This window comes from Faecalimicrobium sp. JNUCC 81, assembly GCF_053667625.1.
Genome location: NZ_CM132203.1, coordinates 1,435,774 through 1,458,561 on the forward strand (window position 1 = coordinate 1,435,774; position 22,788 = coordinate 1,458,561).

General features: G+C 25.7%; 20 protein-coding genes. 14 read left to right on the top strand and 6 right to left on the bottom strand.

Annotation, left to right across the window (positions count from 1 at the left end):
- The first annotated feature begins 255 nt into the window (after positions 1-255).
- The 8 genes from JNUCC81_RS07130 to JNUCC81_RS07165 all read left to right on the top strand — a co-directional run bounded on the left by JNUCC81_RS07130 (position 256) and on the right by JNUCC81_RS07165 (position 10,145).
- Entirely contained in the window at positions 256-948 is a 693-nt protein-coding gene (locus tag JNUCC81_RS07130; RefSeq protein ID WP_454095946.1) for a polyphosphate polymerase domain-containing protein, read from the top strand.
- A gap of 11 nt (positions 949-959) precedes the next feature.
- The gene (locus JNUCC81_RS07135; RefSeq protein ID WP_454095947.1) at positions 960-1,628 is read left to right on the top strand and encodes a DUF4956 domain-containing protein; all 669 of its coding nucleotides are present in this window, start codon (positions 960-962) and stop codon (positions 1,626-1,628) included.
- A 10-nt stretch (positions 1,629-1,638) separates the two neighbouring features.
- Positions 1,639-3,144, top strand: a complete 1,506-nt coding sequence (locus JNUCC81_RS07140; RefSeq protein ID WP_454095948.1) for a CotH kinase family protein — start codon at positions 1,639-1,641, stop codon at positions 3,142-3,144.
- Between the two features lie 15 nt (positions 3,145-3,159).
- On the top strand, positions 3,160-5,271 hold the full coding sequence (locus JNUCC81_RS07145) for a hypothetical protein (protein ID WP_454095949.1): 2,112 nt from the start codon (positions 3,160-3,162) through the stop codon (positions 5,269-5,271).
- A 1-nt stretch (position 5,272) separates the two neighbouring features.
- On the top strand, positions 5,273-6,424 hold the full coding sequence (locus tag JNUCC81_RS07150; protein WP_454095950.1) for a HEAT repeat domain-containing protein: 1,152 nt from the start codon (positions 5,273-5,275) through the stop codon (positions 6,422-6,424).
- The gene (locus tag JNUCC81_RS07155; protein ID WP_454095951.1) at positions 6,405-7,880 is read left to right on the top strand and encodes a glycosyltransferase family 2 protein; all 1,476 of its coding nucleotides are present in this window, start codon (positions 6,405-6,407) and stop codon (positions 7,878-7,880) included. The genes JNUCC81_RS07150 and JNUCC81_RS07155 overlap by 20 nt, the downstream gene beginning before the upstream one ends.
- 236 nt (positions 7,881-8,116) lie before the next feature.
- Positions 8,117-9,733 (top strand): Na/Pi cotransporter family protein, encoded by a 1,617-nt coding sequence (locus JNUCC81_RS07160; protein ID WP_454095952.1) that lies wholly within the window; start codon positions 8,117-8,119, stop codon positions 9,731-9,733.
- 154 nt (positions 9,734-9,887) lie between these two features.
- On the top strand, positions 9,888-10,145 hold the full coding sequence (locus JNUCC81_RS07165; RefSeq protein WP_454095953.1) for a hypothetical protein: 258 nt from the start codon (positions 9,888-9,890) through the stop codon (positions 10,143-10,145).
- 74 nt (positions 10,146-10,219) lie between these two features.
- Here the strand turns inward: JNUCC81_RS07165 and JNUCC81_RS07170 are convergent, their stop codons facing one another.
- The 4 genes from JNUCC81_RS07170 to JNUCC81_RS07185 all read right to left on the bottom strand — a co-directional run bounded on the left by JNUCC81_RS07170 (position 10,220) and on the right by JNUCC81_RS07185 (position 12,544).
- A complete protein-coding gene (locus JNUCC81_RS07170; protein ID WP_454095954.1) occupies positions 10,220-10,543 on the bottom strand; it encodes a hypothetical protein in 324 nt (107 codons plus the stop codon).
- A 133-nt stretch (positions 10,544-10,676) separates the two neighbouring features.
- Positions 10,677-11,105 carry a DUF2871 domain-containing protein gene (locus JNUCC81_RS07175; RefSeq protein ID WP_454095955.1) on the bottom strand — a complete coding sequence of 143 codons (429 nt, stop codon included), beginning with the start codon at positions 11,103-11,105 and terminating at the stop codon, positions 10,677-10,679.
- A 63-nt stretch (positions 11,106-11,168) separates the two neighbouring features.
- Positions 11,169-12,026 carry a YitT family protein gene (locus JNUCC81_RS07180; RefSeq protein WP_454095956.1) on the bottom strand — a complete coding sequence of 286 codons (858 nt, stop codon included), beginning with the start codon at positions 12,024-12,026 and terminating at the stop codon, positions 11,169-11,171.
- 134 nt (positions 12,027-12,160) lie between these two features.
- Complete coding sequence (locus JNUCC81_RS07185) at positions 12,161-12,544, bottom strand: hypothetical protein (protein ID WP_454095957.1); 384 nt, start codon at positions 12,542-12,544, stop codon at positions 12,161-12,163.
- Between the two features lie 221 nt (positions 12,545-12,765).
- On the opposite strand from JNUCC81_RS07185, the gene JNUCC81_RS07190 reads away from it, so the two are divergent.
- The 5 genes from JNUCC81_RS07190 to JNUCC81_RS07210 all read left to right on the top strand — a co-directional run bounded on the left by JNUCC81_RS07190 (position 12,766) and on the right by JNUCC81_RS07210 (position 19,375).
- Entirely contained in the window at positions 12,766-13,389 is a 624-nt protein-coding gene (locus JNUCC81_RS07190) for a GyrI-like domain-containing protein (RefSeq protein ID WP_454095958.1), read from the top strand.
- Positions 13,390-13,487: 98 nt separating this feature from the next.
- Entirely contained in the window at positions 13,488-14,111 is a 624-nt protein-coding gene (locus JNUCC81_RS07195; protein ID WP_454095959.1) for a hypothetical protein, read from the top strand.
- A 163-nt stretch (positions 14,112-14,274) separates the two neighbouring features.
- Positions 14,275-15,090 (top strand): histidinol-phosphatase HisJ family protein, encoded by an 816-nt coding sequence (locus JNUCC81_RS07200; RefSeq protein WP_454095960.1) that lies wholly within the window; start codon positions 14,275-14,277, stop codon positions 15,088-15,090.
- A 188-nt stretch (positions 15,091-15,278) separates the two neighbouring features.
- A complete protein-coding gene (gene surE, locus JNUCC81_RS07205) occupies positions 15,279-16,034 on the top strand; it encodes a 5'/3'-nucleotidase SurE (RefSeq protein WP_454095961.1) in 756 nt (251 codons plus the stop codon).
- A gap of 173 nt (positions 16,035-16,207) precedes the next feature.
- A complete protein-coding gene (locus JNUCC81_RS07210; protein ID WP_454095962.1) occupies positions 16,208-19,375 on the top strand; it encodes an SNF2 helicase associated domain-containing protein in 3,168 nt (1,055 codons plus the stop codon).
- A gap of 119 nt (positions 19,376-19,494) precedes the next feature.
- On the opposite strand, the gene JNUCC81_RS07215 is transcribed toward JNUCC81_RS07210, so the two are convergent.
- Together JNUCC81_RS07215 and JNUCC81_RS07220 are read right to left on the bottom strand one after the other, a co-directional pair.
- A complete protein-coding gene (locus JNUCC81_RS07215; RefSeq protein ID WP_454095963.1) occupies positions 19,495-20,190 on the bottom strand; it encodes an HAD family hydrolase in 696 nt (231 codons plus the stop codon).
- Between the two features lie 27 nt (positions 20,191-20,217).
- Positions 20,218-20,985 carry a DeoR/GlpR family DNA-binding transcription regulator gene (locus tag JNUCC81_RS07220; RefSeq protein WP_454095964.1) on the bottom strand — a complete coding sequence of 256 codons (768 nt, stop codon included), beginning with the start codon at positions 20,983-20,985 and terminating at the stop codon, positions 20,218-20,220.
- Between the two features lie 389 nt (positions 20,986-21,374).
- Here JNUCC81_RS07220 and lacG point away from each other — a divergent pair, with 389 nt between their 5' ends.
- A complete protein-coding gene (lacG, locus tag JNUCC81_RS07225; RefSeq protein WP_454095965.1) occupies positions 21,375-22,778 on the top strand; it encodes a 6-phospho-beta-galactosidase in 1,404 nt (467 codons plus the stop codon).
- The last annotated feature ends 10 nt before the right edge of the window (positions 22,779-22,788 follow it).

Here is a 22,788-nt window from a genome sequence, read left to right on the forward strand (position 1 = left end):
TTTAATATCTCTATAATATTTATAATTTTTATTTGAAAAATTTTAATAATTACCAATAAAAATAATATTGGAAAAAGATGACAAAATATTATATATGAAGATGAAAAATGTGGTTATTACTTATATAATATTGAAAAAAGTAGTTTTGCTCGAGTATACTTATGATATACAAAAAACAAGACTGTATTTATAAAATTTCGATAAATTTAAAACAGTTAAAATAGTTTTGCAATTGTTTGGGAAAGGAGGAAAATTATGATAGTCAATAGAAGGGAGCTTAAATATCCTATAGGTGAAATAGACTATTACAAAGTTAATGAATTATTTAAAAAAGTTTTAACTCCAGATAAAAATAATAAAGAATATGGATATAGAATTAGGAGTTTATACTTTGATAGTATAAATAATTGTGATTATTTTTCTAAAATGGATGGAGAAGAAATAAGGAAAAAAATAAGGTTAAGAATATATGATACAAATACAGATACTGTAAAGCTTGAAATAAAAAGAAAACTAAATATAAGCCAAATTAAAGAAACAACAACAATAAGTAGAGAAGATGCGATAAAGCTTATAAACAAAGATTATAGTGTACTTTTAAAGTATGATAATCAAACTGCTCATTCAGCATATAACATTATGACAGTAGAACAATATCAGCCTGTCGTTTTAGTTGATTATAATAGAAGAGCGTATATACACAATGAAAATAATATAAGAGTTACTTTAGATAGTGATATTAGGTCCAATGAATTTGACTTTAATATGTTTAGTGAGGATGTAATAATGACACCGATAGTAGATTATTACAATGCACTTTTAGAAGTTAAGTTTGATGGAGAGCTATTTTGCTGGATATCTCAAGCATTAACTGATTTGGATACAACAAATCAATCTCTTAGCAAGTATTGTACTTCAAGACGATTTTTTGAAAATTATATGTTATAAAGGAGGCAAAAATGAAAGAAACATTATATAAATATTTAACTGCACCAAGTGGAGCTATAACAGCATTTGATGCAATAGAAATGATGAGTATAGCATTAATACTATCGATGGTAGTATTTTGGACATATAAAATAACTTTTAGTGGAGTAATGTATAATCGCAAGTTTAATGTATCATTAGTAATGTTAACTTTGGTTACTACGATGGTAATGATAGTTATAGGAAGTGATATAGCGTTATCTCTAGGTATGGTAGGTGCACTATCTATAGTTCGTTTTAGAACAGCTATTAAAGATCCAAGGGATACTGCATATATATTTTGGTGTATAGGAGTAGGTTTAAGTGTTGGTAGTGGAAACTATATGATAGCATCTATTGGATCTTTATTTTTATTTGGAGTTTTAGCTATGTTTAGTTTCAGTGGATTTGGTAAAGAAGAAAGATATATACTTATTATAAGAGGTAATAGAGAAAGAGAAGAGGATATAATGAGATGTGTTTTTAAAGCTTTTAAGGGAAGTCAGTTAAGAGCTAAAAACTCTGTTGGAAATAATATGGAAATAATATATCAAATAAAAATAAAAAATAATGAAGATAAAAATATAATAGATGAATTATATAAAATAGAAGGTGTAAGTACTGTAAATATAGTTGCTCAAAATGGAGAAACAATAGGTTAGGTGATAAATTATGAAAAAAGACATATTTAGGTCATTTATGGCACTGAGTTTTGTTTTTATAGCAATATTTAGTTCAGCCTATCTAAATAGTATAAAGGAAAAATCACGAGAAGAAGTTAAAAAAATTCAAAATAAAAATCTTAATAAAACCTATGAAAGCAGTCTAGAAAGTTCAGATTTTAACTTACCGATAGTTATAATAGATACAAATGGTAAGTTAGTTCCAAGAGAAGAAAAAATCCCTGTAAATATGCAAGTATATGATAATAAAGAAAAGTCAAATAAGCTATCAAATGATCCTAATATTGTAAGTAAAGCAAGTATAAAGATAAGAGGAAATAGTACTAGTAAATATCCTAAAAAACAATATAATATTGAACTTTTAACTAATAAAGGTAAAGAAAATGAAAAGAAAATGCTTGGTATGGCAAAAAGTTCAGATTGGGTATTAAATGGTCCATTTGCAGATAAATCGCTTATGAGAAATTATATAGCATTAAAAACATCTAGAAATATAATGGAATATGCACCAAATGTTAGATTTTGTGAAGTATTTTTAATTGATGACAATAGTACAGAAATAAAAGAAAAACACTATAAAGGTGTTTACGTTATGATTGAAAAAATAAAAAGAGGTGACAAGAGAGTAGATATAACTAAGTCTTTAAAAAATCTTAATGAAACTAGTTTTATACTTGCAAAAGATAGACAAAAAGAAGGAGATATTAAACTAAAAAGTTATGGTAAAGAAACATACCTTTATCATTATGGTCTTAATGTAGTATATCCTAAAAATAGTCTTACACCAGAAAAATACAAATATATAGAAAAGCATATTAGTGAATTTGAAAGAGTTTTATATTCAGATAAATTTAATGACCCAGTATTAGGGTATAACAAGTATATAGATATAGATTCTTTTGTAGATTATTATATAATAAATGAATTTTTCAAAAATACGGACGCAGGATTATTAAGTACTTATATATACAAAGACTATGAAGAAAAAATAAAAGCAGGACCAGTATGGGACTTTAATAAGTCATTAGGAAATCACAATGATGATATTGGTAAACCATATGACTATACAGCTTTCTTTATGAACCAAAGACCTTGGTTTGATAGATTAATGGAAGATATTAACTTTGCAAATAAAGTAGTAGATAGGTACAAATTACTTAGAAAAACATACCTTAGTGACGAATATTTACTTAACCTAATAGATGAAACAGTAAAATCATTAGGTGATGCAAGTAAGAGAAACTTTTATCAATGGCCAATGGATATGTCTAATCAAGCTGAAGTTTTTGAAGAGAACGGAGATGTGTCAGGAGAATATTCAGCTGATATAAGTAAATACAAAGAGTTCTTAAAAAAGAATGATCATTTACTAAAAGATGCTACAGGTAAAGCTACTTCTTATGATGAAGAGATTAACTTAATGAAAAACTTTATAGTTAAAAGGGGAAAATGGATGGATGAGAATATAGATAGTCTTAGAAAATGGGCAAATTAGCAGGAGTGATAACATGTGAAACGATTTTTAATAATTAGTACTATAATATTTATATTAATAGCAAACTTCATAGATGATATAGCTACAAATAGAATGGCAGGAATGGATGATACTTATTTTACAAAAATAAAAGGTGAAGAGATATATATAGCTAAGAATAATAAGTGGGAAAAGTTTGAAATAGTTGGAGTTAATTTAGATCCAGCTAAGCCAGGGGTGTTCCCAAGTGAAAATACTGTAAAAGAAGAAGAGTATCTTAGATGGATACAGTATATTTATGATATGGGAGCAAACTGTATAAAAGTTTCAAATCTTATGAGTCAACACTTTTATAATGCACTAGAGAAGTTTAACAAAGATAGAGAAAATCCAATTTACTTAGTTCAAGGAATATATTTTGATGAAACTTATTTAAAAGATGGATATGACCCTCAAGATAATAAACTGAAGGAAGTTTTTAAAACTAATATAAAGCTTATAATAGATTCAGTTCATGGAAATCCATATAATTTTGACAAGCCTGATATAGTTCAATTTTATAATACTGATATTTCTAAATATATAATTGGATACACTATAGGTATAGAATTTGCAAAACATGACCTTATATATACTGAGATTATGAATGAAAAAAAATCTTATAGTGGAAAGTTTTTATACACAGATGATAAAGCATCATCATTTGAATCATATATGGCACAAATGGGAGATTATTTAGCAGGATATGAATTAGAAATGTATAAAAAGCAAAGCCTTATAAGTTTTGTAGGATCTTCATCTTATCATATAGTAAGTAGTAGAGAAAATCCAAAAGGAGATAGTATATTATCAAAAGATAATAAAGAAGATGAGCTAAAGAAATATCTAAATCCAGAAAATATAAAAGCAAAGAGGAAGTTAAAAACAGGTGTATTTGCAACATACAATATATATCCATCATACTCTGAAGTTAGAGAGTATCAAAATAATATGGATTATTATTTTAAAAAGATAAAAGAATATCATAAAATACCAGTTGTAATTGGAGAGTTTGGGATACCTTCAGCTAGAGTTGCAGGTGACTTTAATATGGAAAACTCTTCAAAAGGGTATATAAATGAAAAAGAGCAGGGTCAAGCACTAGCAGATGTTTATGAATCTATAAAGAGGTCTAATTGTGCAGGAAGCTTTATATTTGAATTTCAAGATAGCTGGCATAATTCATCATGGAATACTAAAGAAAGTAAAATCTTAGATAAGTCAGCCTATTGGAGTGATGCTCAAACATATAGCCAAAACTTTGGGATTATGGCATTTGATCCAGGTAAAAAAGAAAGTGTGAGTTACCCGGATAATACTATAAGTGATTGGAAAGAAGAGGATGTTTTAAACAAAAATGGTAATATGAGTTTATCAATGAAAAGTGATGAAAAGTATTTATACTTAATGTTAAAATTTTCGAATAATCTAGACCTTGATAAGCAAGATTTATATATAGATTTAGATACAACACCAAAATCAGGTTCAAATAAAAGTTCTCAATTAAATTTAGAATTTGATAGGCCATCAGATTTTATAGTTAGTATAAAAGATAGGAATGATTCTAAAATATTAGTTCATGAGTACTATAATGGATTTAATTTCTATGAAAATAAAAAGAATAATCAAATAAGGCCTGATTTAATAAAACATACACCAGATATGGATGAATTTTCTCCGATATTTATAGAAACAAGACCTAAAATGTACGTAGAATCATTAGAAGGATTTGCAGATAAATTAGTTTATGAAACCGGTAAATTAGTGTATGGAAATGCTAATCCAAAAGATAAAGATTTTAACTCAGTATCGGATTTTTATATAGGAGAAAATTATATAGAGTTAAGAATTCCATGGGGGATTTTAAACTTTATGGACCCTTCAACAAAACAAATACAAAATGACTTTTATGAAGAATTTAAAACAAAGCCATTAATTATAAATGATATAAATGTAGGGGTAACTGTAAAGGAAGGAAATAAAACAGATAGACTGCATAGTGCTACTTATGATTTGTATGGTTGGATCATGCCAACATACCATGAAAGACTAAAAGAATCATATTATGTAATTAAGAATGAATTAATAAACAGTCAAAGAGGAAAATAATATGAAAAGTATTGCTAAGATATATATAATATTGAGTTTTTTTGTATATATAATTTCATGTTCAATTGTTTATATGATAGTAAAAGATATGCTTAACATACGATTTAATAAAAAAGTAGATAAATTAGAAGATACTTTTGGAAAAGAAGTTCTAAGACAACTAAATAATGTTAAATTAAATAAAGAGATATCTAAAATAGATATAAAATATATAAAAGAAAATTTAAATAAAAAAACATATATAAAAGTTTTTAATAATCATATATTTAAGTTTAATGAAAATGAAGAAAATCATAAATTTACTAAAATATATATGTCAAATTTTGAAGATGTAATATTAGGATATATAAAAAAGTGTAAAAGAAAAGATGATACAATAAAAAGTTATTATGCAGTATTATTAGGTGAGTATAAATTAAATAATTTTGAAGTGAATAACTTTTTATTTAATTGCATTAATACAAAATCTATTTATTTAAGGGTATCATCATTAAAATCTATATCTAAAATAGGTAATCTTAAAAACTTTATAGAAGCTTTAATATATATATCAGATGAAGATAAGTATATAAATAATAAAATTTTAATTGATATATTAGGTCAATTTGATGGAAATAAAAATCTATTAAATAAACAACTTATGAATAAGTTTGGTTCATTTAATGAAAATATACAAAAGACAATTGTAGAACACTTTAAAAATAATAAGATTATGTCAGTTAAAAATAATATGTTAGATATACTAAGAGACGAAAGTAGTGATAAAGAAGTACGAATAAGTGTAATAAAATATTTTTCTACTGTAAAATATGAAAATGCTAAAAATGAAGTTATAAAGATATTAAAAGAATATGACTGGGAGTATAGAGCAATTTGTTCAGCTACTTTAGGAAATTATAAAGATAAAGAAAGTATAGATGCTTTGCTTACAAGTATAGGAGATAAAAACTGGCATGTAAGATATAATTCAGCAATATCTTTATTAAGATTTGAAGAAGATTATATAATAGATATGGTACTTAGAAAGAATGATAAATATTCAAGGGATATACTTTTTTACGTAATGTTTATGAAAAATAAAATATCTTATGAAGAGTGCCTAGAAAGGTCAAGAAAGATAGAGGAAGATAGCGATGTTAAAGTTAGTTATTGATTATTTAAATATATTTTTTATGTATTATATATTAATATATGCAGGAGTATTTTTCATATCTACAATATTTTCAGTTTTAGAGTTAAATGAAGATAAACGAAAAAGAAAGTACTTAAATGCATTATCAATAAAAAGTGAAGATAACTATATACCAATATCTATACTAGTACCTGCATATAATGAAGAACAAACAGTTCTAGATTGTATAGATTCATTATTATACTTAGATTATCCAGAGTATGAAATAATAGTTATAGATGATGGCTCAAAAGATGCTACGTCTGAAATAATAATAGATAAGTTTAATTTAAAAAAAATATCAAGACCAATTAGAAGAGTAGTAAACTGTAAAAAAGAAGAATTTATATATGAAGAAACTATTAAAGACAATATAAAATTAACACTTGTTAAAAAAGAAAATGGAGGTAAGGCAGATTCGCTTAATATGGGTATAAACGTATCTAGGTATCCATTATTTGTATCTCTTGATGCAGACTCTATACTTCAAAGAGATTCACTAAGTAATATAGCTATACCTTTTATGGAAGATGATACAACTGTTGCAGTTGGAGGAAATATAAAAGTTTCTAATCAAGTTGTTTTAGACAAAGGCGAAGTTGTAAAAGCACTATCACCTAAAAGGTTGCTTGTAATATTTCAAACAATAGAATATTACAGAGTATTTTTAACAACAAGAGTTTGGTTTAATAGTTTTAATGGTAATTTGATAATATCAGGCGCATTTGGACTATTTAAAAAAAGTGCAGCTATAAATATTGGAGGGTATGATACAAAAACTATAGGAGAAGATATGGATCTTGTTGTTAAACTTCATTCTTTTTATAGGAAAAACCATCTTCCATACAATATAAAATATGCTCATAAGGCTATTTGTTGGTCTCAAGTTCCAGAGAAATTTAAAGATTTAAAAAATCAAAGAAGGCGTTGGCACATAGGCCTTATTACAAGTTTATTAAATCATAGATATATATTTTTAAACCCTAAATATGGAATAGTAGGAGTTTTTTCATTTTTATATTTTGTTGTATATGAATTATTTTCTTGTATAATAGACATATTTGGACTAGCTATAATTTTAATATCCTATTTTTCAGGATTATTAAATATGGAATTTTTATTTACATTTTTATTTGTTTATATATTATATGGAACTATAATATCTATAACATCTGTAATTCTTGAAAATTATATATTTAAGCATATATCAAGTGGATTTACGTTATTAAAGCTTATGTTATTTTCAGTATTTGAAAGCTTTGGATATAGGCAAATTTGTTCATGGTATAGATTGACAGGATTTATGGGATATAGAAAAAGAAAGAATCAATGGAATAAGATAAGCAGGAAAAAACAAAATAAAATTTATGATATTAAGGATATAATAGATAAAGAAGATGAAAATTTTGGATTAACTAGAGAAAATAATGTTAAATAATATATTATGAGGCATGGTTAAGTATTGATTTATATATAGATACAACAGTGGGAAAAAACACTACTTATATTAATATAAGTAGTGTTTTTTCGTAAAAATGCTTTATTTAATTTATTTTATATTTAAGTATAATCAAAAAAAATAAAAAAAAATTAACAAAAGAGTCGAATTTTCTGCTAATATAAAATAGTGAAAAAAGTAAGGAAAAGAACTATTATTTTGAGGAGGAGTAGACAGTGAAGATATTCATAAGTCTTATCGGAGGCTTAGGACTTTTCTTATATGGAATGAACATAATGGGAGAAGGACTGCAAAAATCAACAGGACCTAAATTAGAAAGAGCGATAGGGCTTCTAACTAGCAACGTAGTAATGGGAGTTTTAGTTGGTGCTGTTGTTACAGGTATTATACAAAGTAGTGGAGCTACTACTGTAATGGTAGTCGGATTTGTAAATGCAGGCATAATGAGTTTATATCAAGCTATAGGTGTTATAATGGGGGCAAATATTGGTACAACAGTAACTGCACAGTTAGTATCATTTGATGCAAGCATAATATCGTCAATAGCTCTTGGAATAGGTATTATATTATATATGGTAGGTTCGAAATCAAAGCCAAAACTTAAAAATATATCTGAAATATTAATAGGATTTGCTATATTATTTATAGGTATGCAATTTATGAAGGATGCTCTTGCGCCTTTATCTAAATATGAAGGTTTTAGAAATTTATTACAAGGTCTTGCAGACCATCAAATTTTAGCATTATTAGCAGGTTTTGCACTTACAACTTGTTTACAAAGTTCAAGTGCATCGATGGGGATATTAATAGCTTTAGCATCACAAGGCTTAATGCCATTAGCTGGAGCATTACCAATATTATATGGTGATAACATAGGTAGTTGTACAACTTCTTTAATATCAAGTATAGGTACTAATAAAAATGCAAAAAGAGCAGCGATTATGCATTTAATATTCAATTTAATAGGTACACTTTTATTTATGTTAGTGTTAAATAAACCTATAACTATGATAGTTCAAAATTTAGATCCATCAGATGTATCAAGACAAATAGCAAACTCACATACGTTATTTAATATAATTAATGTTTTAATATTATTACCATTTTCTAAGTACATAGTGAAATTAGTTATGAGGCTTATACCGGATAATGGAGATGAAGAATACGATGAAAAAACAACAAAGTATTTAGATGAAAGAATGTTAGAAACTCCATCTATAGCTCTTGGAAATATAGTAAAAGAAACATTAAGAATGGGAAATAAAGCAAAAGGAACATTAGAAACCTCAATAAAATCTGTGATAGAAAGTTCTGAAGAAGATGTGAAAAAAACATTTGAAAAAGAACGTATAGTAAATCAATTACAAAAGAAAGTTATAGATTATTTAGTTAAATTATCTACAAAATCATTAGATGATCAGTTAATAGTTCAAGTAGATTTTCTATTTAATACAGTAAATGACATAGAAAGAGTTAGTGATCATTCTGAAAATATAGCAGAATTAGCACAAGATCTTATAAATTCAAATTCTAATTTATCAAAAGAAGCTAAAGATGAGATAGTATGTATTTATGATAAAGTTTTAAAGGTATATACTTTAGCACTTCAATCTATGAAAGAATATGATAAAGTATTAGCACGTAAAGTATTGGAATTAGAAGAAGAAGTAGACTACATGGAAAAATCTTTTAGATCAAGCCATAGAAGTAGATTAAAGAAAAATCTATGTAGTATAGACTCTGGTATAGCATATATAGAGTTATTAAGTAACTTAGAAAGAATATCAGACCACTCAAAAAATATTGCAACAAGAGTTATACAAGGAAAATAAGAAATCAAACACTACTTATAATAATACAAGTAGTGTTTTTATTTTAAATTTAATAATTATTGATATATATTAATATAACCTAAAACATATTTGTAAATACATAGTATTTGGGTATATAATGTTTATATTATAAAATAGAAAGAAGGTTTTTAATATGGAAGAAATATACAGATTAATAGAAGAAAAAATAAAAGCAGCAGGTTATGAAGGTAATGTAAGTGGAAAAGATATTTACGATGAAATATGTGATCAAATAGAAGAAGCAGAAAATGGAAGTTATATATTTATGTCAAAGAGAGATGATGATGTTTTCTTTGAATATAAAATAGATGTTATGGATGATAACTTTAACTTATCTTATATAGATATAAATACACCACAAGGAAAAATTAAGGTAGATTTTGATAACTAGAAAATATATAAAAAGGTATAGATTATATAATCTATACCTTTTTATATAATAATAGATAAAATTAAATTTTAATTTTATCTATTATTATATACTAACAATAAATAAGCAGCTCCTGCACATAAATTAATATTACTATCTATTCTTCCGACTAATGAATTGTTTTTATAAACAAAACCATCGTTATCAACTTTACCTATAGGGCTATTTCTTTGAGTGTGGTCATGTATAAAGCCATCCTCATCAACTCTTCCTATAGGGAAATTATTATTATTATAAACTATATTTTTATCAACTTTTCCAATTGGACAATTGTGATAAATGTGGTTGTGAACTACATTATCGTCATCAATTCTTGCAACAGCTCTAGTATTAAATGGAAAATTTACTATATTAATCATATATAAGCACCTACCTTTATTAATTAATATTAAAATTTATTATTTTTAATAACTAAATCACTTGTAGAATACATAATACATGAAATTACAAAAATAAATAATAAAAAGCTCAAGTATATACTTGAGCTTTTTATTATTTATTTTTAGAAGTTTTTAATAAGTCATAATTTTTTAAAGATTTATTAACTATTACAATAAACCAGATTAAAGATATTCCTAAAATAGCATGTCCAAGGCCAGCTATGTGGCTAAGACCGGCAAAGTCAGAATTATTAACTTCTAAAATGCCTCTAAATGTTAAAGTAGAAAGTAAGTATATAAGTCCTATGTTGTAAGTTATAATCCATGATTTGAAATTTTTAACTTTAGAAATTTCAAAGTTCTTCTCAAGTAATAAGACTAATATAAAAAATACAAATCCTAGAACTAAAGTGTGAGCGTGAAGTAATCCTAAAGTTGTTGGGTCTGTGAAATTATTTAGTTTTGTAAACTCTCTGTAAAATACCCCTAATATTAATCCTAGTATTAAATAAAATGTTGATAATTTAAAATATTTTTGCATAATTTGCCCCCTAATAATTTATATTTTAATTTATACACAAATTATTAGGGGATTAAACAAAATTTATGCTTTTCTACTAAATCCTTCTCCCAGTACTTCATGAGCATTATTTATAATAATAAATGCCATAGGGTCAATTTCATTAACAAGTTTCTTTAGAATAACTTCCTCACGTCTAGAAACTACAACTAATAAAACATCTTTCTTATCATTAGAATATCCACCACGGCCCTCTAAAAAAGTAATTCCTCTTCCTAAACTATCCATAATAGAGTTTCCAATTATATTAGGCTTATCAGTAACGATAATAAAGGATTTTGAAAAATCAAATCCTTCAACAATAGCGTCAGATATTTTAACTGAAATATATAAAGATATTGTAGCATATAAAGCTGTTTCAATATTTTTAGAAACAATTCCAGCTAAAAGAATTACAGTACCATCGATTATAAACATAAATACTGAAATACTAATAGATGGAAATATCTTATTTAAAATAAGACAAGCAAGTTCAGTACCACCAGTTGAAGCATCTATTCTAAATAACATCCCAAGACTTATACCAAGTACAATTCCACCTGCAATAGCAGATAATAAAATATCATCAGTATTAAAAGTAGTAGTTAAAGGTTGTGTAAGTCCTAGGAAAAATGTAAGTAAAAGAATTCCTATTAAAGTTTTTATTGCATCAGATTTTCCGAGAATTTTAACACCGAATATAAATAAAGGTATATTAAAAACTAAATTTATAAGCCATAAAGGAGTATTAAAAAGACTTTTAAGTACAATTGCAAGACCTGTAAGTCCACCAGATGCTATTGTGTATGGTTCTAAGAACATATTAAGACCAACTGACATTATAAAGCAACCTAGGGATAGTATCATTAGTTCAAAAGTGTATGAAAAAAACTTATTTTTCATAACAACTTCACCCCCCATTAGGTATTAATTTTGCATTTTAAAAGTATTTTCTAAATAAAAAGAGATGGTATATACTTAAGAACTAAGGTGATTTAAAACTTAAGATGATAGGATAAATATAATAAATGAATTGTTTAGATAATACTAGACATTTTTAAAGCTAAATTATCATTTTTTTCATTATCTCTTATAAAAACTATAATTTTATTTTGAGTAGTAGTTAATTCAACAACTTCATTAGAATCTATAGATTTAACATTAAATGATTTTATATTAGTTCTAGGAATTTTTTCTACAGACCTAACTTCGGGCAAACCACCCCAAGCACAGTAATTTATGGCTTCTATATATAAATTTTCTTCAGTTAGAGTTAGTCTAAAATCACTTGCAACAGAACCTGCAACCCCTTCTGAAAATAAATTTGCTATAAAGTTTACTGCTACTTCAGAGTTTTTTACCGTTTTATAGCAGTTAATAGAGCATAAAATCCTTTCATTATTAAAATTACTTGTTTCCATTAAAGCACCTCCAATAAAATAAATAGCATACTTACTAAATATATTAAAATATAATTTGTTAATTATATTTTAATATATTTAGTAAGTTAATGATACTTATTTTCTTATTGATGATATCATTATATAAAAATATATAATATTTTTTTAGTTAATAAGCATGAAATTTAGATAATAAAAACAAAGTATACTATAATAAAGTATACTATATAGGAGGATAAATTATGAAGCATGAATGGAGAAAAAAGGAGAAGTTATATTATATTCCAAAGACTAAGGCAGAACTGGTAAATATCGAAAGTATGAAATTTATCCAAATAAAAGGAGAAGGCAATCCAAATGAAGAAGCTTTTTCTGAAGCAGTAGGAGTTTTGTACTCAGTTGCATATGCTATAAAAATGATGCCTAGAAATAATGTTGAAATACCTGGATATTTTGAGTATGTAGTTTATCCACTAGAAGGTTTATGGGATTTAAAAGAAGAGGCTAGGAATAAAGATAGTTTCGATAAAAGTGAACTAATTTATACTATAATGATAAGACAACCTGAATTTGTAACAGAGGATATATTTAAAGAAGCAATAAATATTGTTAAAAGGAAAAAGCCAAATAAATTGTTAGATAAAGTTGAGTTTTCAACTATAGAAGATGGTCTATGTGTTCAAATGATGCATATAGGGCCTTTTGATGAAGAAGAAAAGGCATTTAAAGTTATGAAAAAATATTGTGAAGAGAATAATTTAGCACTAAGAAGTAAGGTACATAGAGAAATATATATTTCAGATTTTAGAAAAACTGAACAATCAAAACTAAAGACAGTTCTTCGTTATATGGTTGAGAAAGGATAAATATACAAAATATAATCATATATCTAAGAATGATTAGTTCATATTTTTTTTGTTTAACCATATAAAATTAATAAAGGTTAATTTTATATGGAGGAGATATGTGTACTCTAGATATTAAAATAAAAGAAATGAAGAAGCATTTAATGGACAAAGACATAAGTAAAATTAAAAAGCTTAAATTAAGTACAAAGTATGATAATCTAGATTTAGAAAGCACAAATTTATTAAATGAATATGAATACTATATAAAATTAATAAAAAAAATAAAAAAGTATATAAAATCAAATAAAAGTAAATATATTATATTAGATATAAAAGAAGATAAAAATAAATTTTTAGTAGGAATATTAAATATTATTGATTTTAATTCAAAAGATATAGGAATACAAATGGATATAATCTTACTAACTGGAAGTTTAAATAAAGCTCATATGGACTGTACATGTTATAAGATAAATGATTATTCAATGCTTTATATAAATAATTTTAAATCAAGAATAAGCAATAGAGGATATGGAAGCATTCTACTTTCTAATTTAGATTTTAATATAAAAGAGATAAATAATGTTTTAAATAAGTATAATTTAAAAGAAATAAAGCTAGTAGAAGGCTTAGTAGTAGCTGACAAAAATATAATTGAAGAAAATGATTTAATAAATTTATATAAAAAATATGGATTTGAAGTAGATAAATACAACAGGATGCATAAAAATATAAAATAAAAATTGTTATCAAAGATTTAGATAAAAGTAAATTTTAATAATATAGGTTAACTCCTCCTAAGTAGTAAATTACTATAACGGTGGAGTTATTTTTCATAAATATAAATTTTTAATTTATAAAAGTATTATAATATAAAAGTAGAAATTTTTAAGGAGGCCTTGGATGAATATATTAGATAATCATGTGCACACACATTTTTCAAGTGATGCTAAAGATAATATGGAAGATGTAATAAAAAGAGCTATAAATATAGGGGTTAAACATTTAACATTTACAGACCATTTAGAGTATCGTGATACTGGATTTAGCTTAGACTGTAATGAGTACGTTAAGCAAATACAAAAATATAAAGAAAAATATAAAAAAGATATAGAAATATTAATAGGTATAGAAGTTGGGTATCAAAGTTATATAAAGGATAAAATAGAGGATGTATTAAATTCAAATCCTTTTGATTTTGTATTATGCTCAACTCATAGAGTAGATAAACAAAGATTAGTTCAATCGGAATTTTTTAATGGATTAAGTAAAGAGGAAGCCTATACAAAATACTTTGAAAGTATAATAAAAACTACTAAAGAATTTAACGACTATGATACCTATGGTCACTTAGACTATATAATAAGATATGGAAAGTATGAAGATAATAAAATAATTTATAATGATTATAAAGATGTATTAGATAATTTATTAAAAAGTATAATTGATTCAGGAAAAGGAATCGAAATAAATACATCTGGTTATAGATATAATTTAAATGCAACACATCCTAAAATTGATATATTAAAAAGATACAAAGAACTTGGTGGAAAAATAATTACTCTAGGATCTGATGCTCATAGAGCTGTTGATGTATGTAGAGACTTTGATATGTCTTATGCTATTTTAGAATCTCTAGGATTTAAATATGTATGTTTATATAGAGAAAGAAAGGCTGAGTTTTTAAATCTTAATAAAGATATTATATATAGCTTATAAATCGATATATTAAATTAAAATCGTATTGAGATAAATCATGAATTTATATTTTTTATATAAAACTATTTGTTAACTAATGTATATGTTCTATTTTTAATAAAAGTTTTATATTATAGTTATATAGAGCAAGTACACATATAAAAATAAAAGTTTTATAACATAATCAATAAAAAGACAAGGAGATTATTATGAATATACTTATAACAAACGACGATGGAATAAGAGCGGATGGGATAATAGAACTAGCTAAAGAACTATCAACTATAGGAAATGTTTATGTAGTGGCACCAGAAAGTCAAAAAAGTGCAACAGGACATGCTATAACAATACATAATCCAATAATGGTAAATGATGAATTTATAGATAAAAACATAAAAGCGTATTCAATATCTGGAACACCAGCAGATTGTGTTAAAGTTGGAATAGAAGCACTATTTAAAGATATTAATATAGATTTGGTCTTAAGTGGAATAAATAATGGTCCTAATTTAGGAACGGATGTAGTTTATTCTGGAACAGTATCAGCAGCAATAGAAGGTCTTATTCAAAATAAGCCATCAATAGCTGTATCTTATGATGATTTTAATATAGAAAAAGAAGTTTATAGAAAATCAGCTAAGTATGTAGTAACCTTAATAAACAGTATAAAAGATAAATTAGAACTTTTAGATGACTGTGTACTAAATATGAACATACCAAAGACTGAAGTAAAAGGATTTAAGGTAACTAAGTTAGGTGAAAGAAAGTATGATAATGTAATAGAAGATAGATTTAGTCCACGTGGAAAAAGATATGTATGGATAGGTGGAGATGTTAGAGACGAAGAACAAGATGAAGATAGTGATATCTATTCAGTTAAGAATGGATATATATCTATAACACCTGTAAATATAGAAATGACTAATTTAGGAAAGATGAACGTACTAAAAGAAATTAAATTATAGATTTTAAATTTGAGAGACTATATACATTGTTGAGCAATTTGTTCAATAGGTATATAGTTTTTTATTTTAATTATAATTTTTCAGTTGATATATTATATAACTAATAATAAAGTTGATTGATACATTTAAGAAATATATAATAAAACTTATAACTTAAGAAAATAGGTGATAAAGTGGACTTTAAAATAGTAAATGAAATATTAATTAAAAATACAGATAATCTAAGGTTAAGTAGAGGTAGTGACTACTTAAAAGATGGATATATAGATGAAGTAAATTATGAAAATCAAGAAGAAATTCTAAGTATATATGGACAAGTAAATTCAGAAAATCAAAATCGTACTTATACTAGTCATATAATTATGGACTTAGAAAATAAAAGTATAGTATCTGCAATGTGTGATTGCCAAGATTGTATATCAAGAACTACACCATACAAACCAGCCATATGTAAACATATAGTAGCAATAACTTTAGATGTTATAAACTCATTAAAAAAAGATATAATTAATAATCTTAAACAAAAGACTTCTATAGTAAAAAATAAACATAAACTATCTAGAAATATGGGTTTTATGAATAAAGACTTATTAAACTTTTTTAAAAGTAAACCTAAGGAAAAAGTAAACTTAGAAGTAAGTTTAGAAACTAATGGAGATGGAACTATAAGTGCAGATTTTAAAATAGGAATAGATAAAATGTATGTACTAAAAAACCTTAGAGAATTTGCATACTCAAGAGTAGAAGGAAATGAAATAATTTATGGAATAGATTTTTTATATGATCCTACTAGTAGCTATTTTTCTGAGGAAGATGAGAAGCTAGTTGAGATGATTGAAGAGTATGGTATAAATTTATCTAATTTATCTTCAAATATGAATTACAGATATATGAATATAAATGGAAATATGGTTAGAAGATTTATTGAAATACTTAAGTATAAGGATTTTGAATTTAAATATAAAAATATGTATCATACACCCAAAATAATAAATGGAGAACTTCCTATAAATATAGATTTTGAAATGGCAAATGATGAAATATTACTTAAAAGTAAAGACATCTTACCTACTCCATTATCTAAAAGAGGTGATGTAGTTTTTTATGATGGTGATATATATTTATTAAGCATAGAAAGTGGAATTTATTATAAAAAATTATATAAAGTACTAAATGAATATAAAGAAATAAGCTTTAAAAAAGATGAAGTAAGTGAAGTTCTTACTAATATGATTCCAAAACTAAAAGATATATCAAATAAGGTTTTAGTTGATCCAAAAATTGAAGAAAACATAAGTGAGGGGTTAGTAGTTAAGTATTACTTTGATTTAGAAGATTCAAATATAACTTGTGATTTAAAATTTGTATATGAAGGAGAAAATGAAGGTAAGTTTGTAATAAAAGAAATAGAAAAAGAAGAAGAGGCAATATATAGACTACACACTTATTATTTTGAAAAAGATAATGATAAGTATATATTTAGAGGTAATGACATTCAACTATATGATTTTTTAAGTAAAGAAATAGACAGACTTAAAAATATAGGTGAAGTATATTATTCAGATAAATTAAAAGAAAAGAAAGTATATAACTCTAGCTCAATAAAGGTAGGTTTAGGGGAAGAAGTTAATCATTATCTTGAATTTAAATTTGAAATTGAAGGTGTAAATGAAAATGAATATAAAGGCATAATAAATGCTTTTAAGATAAACAAGAGATTTTATAAGTTAGGAAATGGAAGCTTTGTAAATTTAGAAGATAGAGAAACTATAGAAATGTTTAAGTTAATGGAGAGTCTAGGCTTTACAAATACATTAGATGAAATGAAAATACATATAAGTAAGGCATTATTTATAGATAACTTAATATCAGAGAAGAAGTTGCATATTATAGAAGGGATAGATAATGCTAAAACTATTGTAGATAAATTTAGAAATATTAATAATATAAAATATGAACTTCCAAAAGACTTAAATGCTAACCTTCGTGACTATCAAGTAGAAGGATTTAATTGGTTTGAAACACTTGATTATTGTGGTTTTGGAGGAATACTTGCAGATGAAATGGGATTAGGTAAAACATTACAAACTATAACATTTTTATTATCAAAAAAAGGAAAGAAAAGTTTAGTAATAACTCCAACATCTCTTATACATAATTGGAAAAATGAAATTGATAAGTTTGCACCAAATCTAAAAGTAGGAATAGCACACTCTGTTAAAAAGGAAAGAGAAAATATAATAAAAAATATTAATGAATATGATGTTATATTAACTACTTATGGAGCACTTAGAAATGATTTAGAGTATTATGAGGATATTAATTTTGATTATTGTATTATAGATGAAGCTCAAAATATTAAAAATCCAACAGCAATAAGCACTGATGCTGTAAAGTCAATAAAAGCTAAAAATAGATTTGCACTTACAGGGACTCCGATAGAAAATAATTTACTTGAGCTTTGGTCAATATTTGATTTTGTAATGCCAGGACATTTATATGGTTTATCTAAATTTAATGCAATATTTATAAAAGATGAAAGTCAAATAGAAAATCTAAAAAGAATTATAAGACCGTTTATATTAAGAAGAACTAAAAAGCAAGTAATAAAAGAGTTACCAGATAAGATAGAAAGAAAGTATTTAGTAGAACTAAGTAAAGAACAAAGAAAAATATATGGTGTATATGTAGATGATATAAAAAGAAAACTTAAAGAAAAAGAAGAGATTAGAGATAAGATTACTATATTATCTTATTTAACTAAGCTAAGACAACTTTGCCTAGATCCGAGTGTAATAATAGAAGATTATAAAGGTAAAAGTGCTAAAATTGATGCTTGTTTAGAAATAATAAAAGAATATATAGAAATAGATAATAAGATATTAGTATTTTCTCAGTTTACAAGTGTGCTAAAAAACATAGGTAAAAAGCTATCTAAGAATAATATAGAATACTTTTATTTAGATGGACAAACTAAGGCTGAAGATAGAATAAAGCTTGTAGACGAATTTAATGAAAGTAAAGAAAAGAAAGTATTTTTAATTTCATTAAAAGCAGGAGGAACAGGACTTAACTTAACATCTGCCAACACTGTAATTCATTTTGACCCTTGGTGGAATCCATCAGTTGAAAATCAGGCAAGCGATAGAGCTCATAGATTTGGGCAAAGAGAAGTAGTTGAAGTTGTTAAACTTATAGCCAAAGGAACTATTGAGGAAAAAATTGTAATCTTACAGGAAAGTAAGAAGGAATTAATAGATAATATAATAGATGGGAATTTATCTGATGGAGGAGCTCTTAGAAGTTTATCAGATGAGGATATTTATAATTTATTTAAGTAAATATATAACCGGGGTGAAGTTATGAAAAAGATATATATAGAAAATTAGATGATGAAATTAGTGCATGAAAAAGTACTGTAAGTAGTTTTTACTTAAATCTACTTACAGTACCCTGTTTACTAACAAGATATATCTACATCTGACTCGTTGAGTACTTTAAAAAATGTTGTAAAATCATTGATTATCCCATTTTTACACATTTGATTTTTAATAAACAAATCAGAATTTTTATTAAATGGATCTATTGCTATTACTTTTCCTATTCCAGCTTTTTTTGCAGCTAAAAGTCCTGAATATGCATCTTCAATAACTAAACAATCCTCAGCTTTTAATTTAAGCTTGCCTGCAGCTATTAGGAATATATCAGGCTCTGGTTTACCTGGAAAGCTACCATTATCAAAGGTAACTTTGTCTAAATCAAACCAATTTCCTAGATTAAATACTTCAAAGTAAAAATCTACATTTTCTTTAACTGTTGCAGTTGCAATGGTCATAGGAATTCCTTGATATTTTAGTTCATTTAAAACATCGATTAAACCATGGGTTAGTTTAAGATCTTTTGGATATTTTAGACAAAGCTCACGATAATATGCTTCCTTCTCGAAAGATAACTTTTCAATTTCATCAGGTGTTAGCGAACTTGATATAAAGTGATTTAATATTTCTTTGTTAGTTCTACCATGTAAATTAATTAAAATATCTTCATCTGTCATAAATCCACTAGTGTATTTATTTACCATATAAATCCAAGCCTCTTCATGTAAATGTGAATCTTGAAACATTGTACCATTAAAATCAAAAATTATTCCCTTCATAACTATTCCCCTTTATATTTTTAGATTTTAATTATGTCTATCTGCTACTATTATGTCTACATATTGTTCATAGTGTTGTTTTACTTCTTTACTGATTGTATAATCTGTTATTAGATAATCTATATCATGTAGGTCGTAAAACACATAAAAATCATCTTTATTTAATTTTTTGTTGTCTGCAACTAAGTATTTTGTCCTTGAATTATTAAGTGCTATTCTTTGAGCTTCGCCTTCCTCCACATTATAAGTGGAAATATCTTCGTTATGAATTCCATTTGAACTTATAAAGGCCTTTGTGAAGTTTAAGTTTTTCAAAGTAGAATTTGCAATAGGTCCTACAAGTGCTCCTGTATTTTTTCTGAAATCACCACCTGTTAGTATTATATCAGCTGAAATAGATTGTTTTAGTATATCAAAGACAGGGTAGCTATTAGTAACTATTCGGATACGTCTATCTATTAGATGATGAGCTAATAATTCAATCGTAGTTCCAGGACCAAGAAAGACTGTATCTCCATCGTGTATATAGGAAGCTGCAACTTTTCCAATTTGTTCTTTCTCATCTATTTGAAGGTTTAGCTTTTCAGAGTGTGAGAGCTCTTGGTCTATGGCATAAGAAATACTTTGTGCTCCTCCGTGTATCCTAATTATTTTGCCTGATTTATCTAATTCATCTAAATATCTTCTTACAGTCATATCAGAAACATTTATGTCGTTTATTATTTCGTTAACTGTTACTATACCTTGATTATTTATTTTGTTTAATATTTTAACTAATCGTTCTCTTTTTAACATAATTTATCACTCACTAACTTTAAATATAATTTATTTATAACTTTAAACATAATTTATCACATAAATAAAACTAAGTCAATGTAAACAAACAAAAAACGAACAAAAAAGAGTAACTGTATTTTATTTTGATATAAATGTTTGAAGTGTAGTAATATAGCTAAAGTTTAGCTTATAATACAAAAAAATAAGATTCAAGAAAACGCTTGACTAAACGAAAATGTAGAGTTAAAATTAAAACAAAAGAAAACAAAAATAAAATATAAGTAAACAAAATAAAACAAGAATGATTAATTCTAGAGTTTAAAAGTTCAAGGTTAGAAAATCTTGTTTTTTTAATACAGTGCTTAAAAACTCTTAAGTTGTTAATTAAAAAATAGGGGGTATTACTTATGTTCAAAAAATTACCTGATGACTTTATATTTGGTGGTGCTACAGCGGCATACCAAGCAGAAGGATCTACAAAAAAAGGCGGGAAGGGAGCTGTTGCATGGGATGAATTTTTAGAAAAGCAAGGAAGATTTAGTCCAGATCCTGCAAGTGATTTTTATAATAAATTTGCAGATGATATAGAATTATGTGAAAAGTTTGGTGTCAATGGTATAAGGATATCTATAGCTTGGACTAGGATTTTTCCAACTGGAACTGGGGAAGTAAATAAAGAAGGAGTAGACTACTATCATAGAATTTTTGAAGAATGTAAAAAGAGAAACGTAATTCCATTTGTAACTCTACATCACTTTGATACTCCAAAAACTTTATTTGATGAAGGGGATTTTCTTAATAGAAATACTATAAGTGCTTTTGTAGATTACGCAGAATTCTGTTTTAAAGAGTTTAGCGAAGTGAGATACTGGGCTACATTTAATGAAATTTATCCAGTAGCTACAAATCAATACTTATTAGGAGTTTTTCCTCCATCAATAAAATTTGATTTTACTAAAATTATTCAATGCTTACATAATATGATGTTAGCTCATGCTATGACAGTTAATTTATTTAAGGAAAATGAATATCCTGGAGAGATTGGGGTTGTCCATTCTTTAGAAACTAAATATCCAAATAGTAATTCAAAAGAAGATAAAAGAGCTTGTTTTCTAGAGGATGCCTTATCAATAAGATTTTTATTAGATGCTACATACCTTGGATATTATTCTGATGAAACTATGGAAGCTATTGATTATATTTGCAAAAATAATAATGCAACTTATGATTTTAGAGATGAAGATTTTGAGATTATGAAAAAAGCATCTAATAGAAATGATTATCTAGGAATAAACCACTATCAATGCCATTTTGTTAAAGCATATGATGGTGAGAGTATGATCTATCATAATGGAACAGGTGATAAAGGAAGTTCGGTATATAGAGTTAAAGGTATAGGAGAACGTGTATATAAGGAAGGTTTAGCTAGGACTGATTGGGATTGGTTAATTTACCCTGAAGGTATGTATGATATCCTTATGAGAATTAAAAATGATTATCCTAATTACAATAAAATTTATATAACAGAAAATGGTATGGGATATAAGGATGAATTTGATAATGGAGTAATAATGGATAAACAACGTATAGACTATATAAAAGTTTATCTAGAAGCAATCAGTGATGCAATATCTGATGGAGTAGAGGTAAAAGGATACTTCCTTTGGTCTTTAATGGATTTATTTTCATGGACAAATGGATATAACAAGCGTTATGGTCTATTCTATGTAGATTTCGAAACTCAAAGACGATATCCGAAAGAATCTGCATATTGGTATAAGCGTGTTAGCGAAACTAAAACAATAATATAAAAATATTATA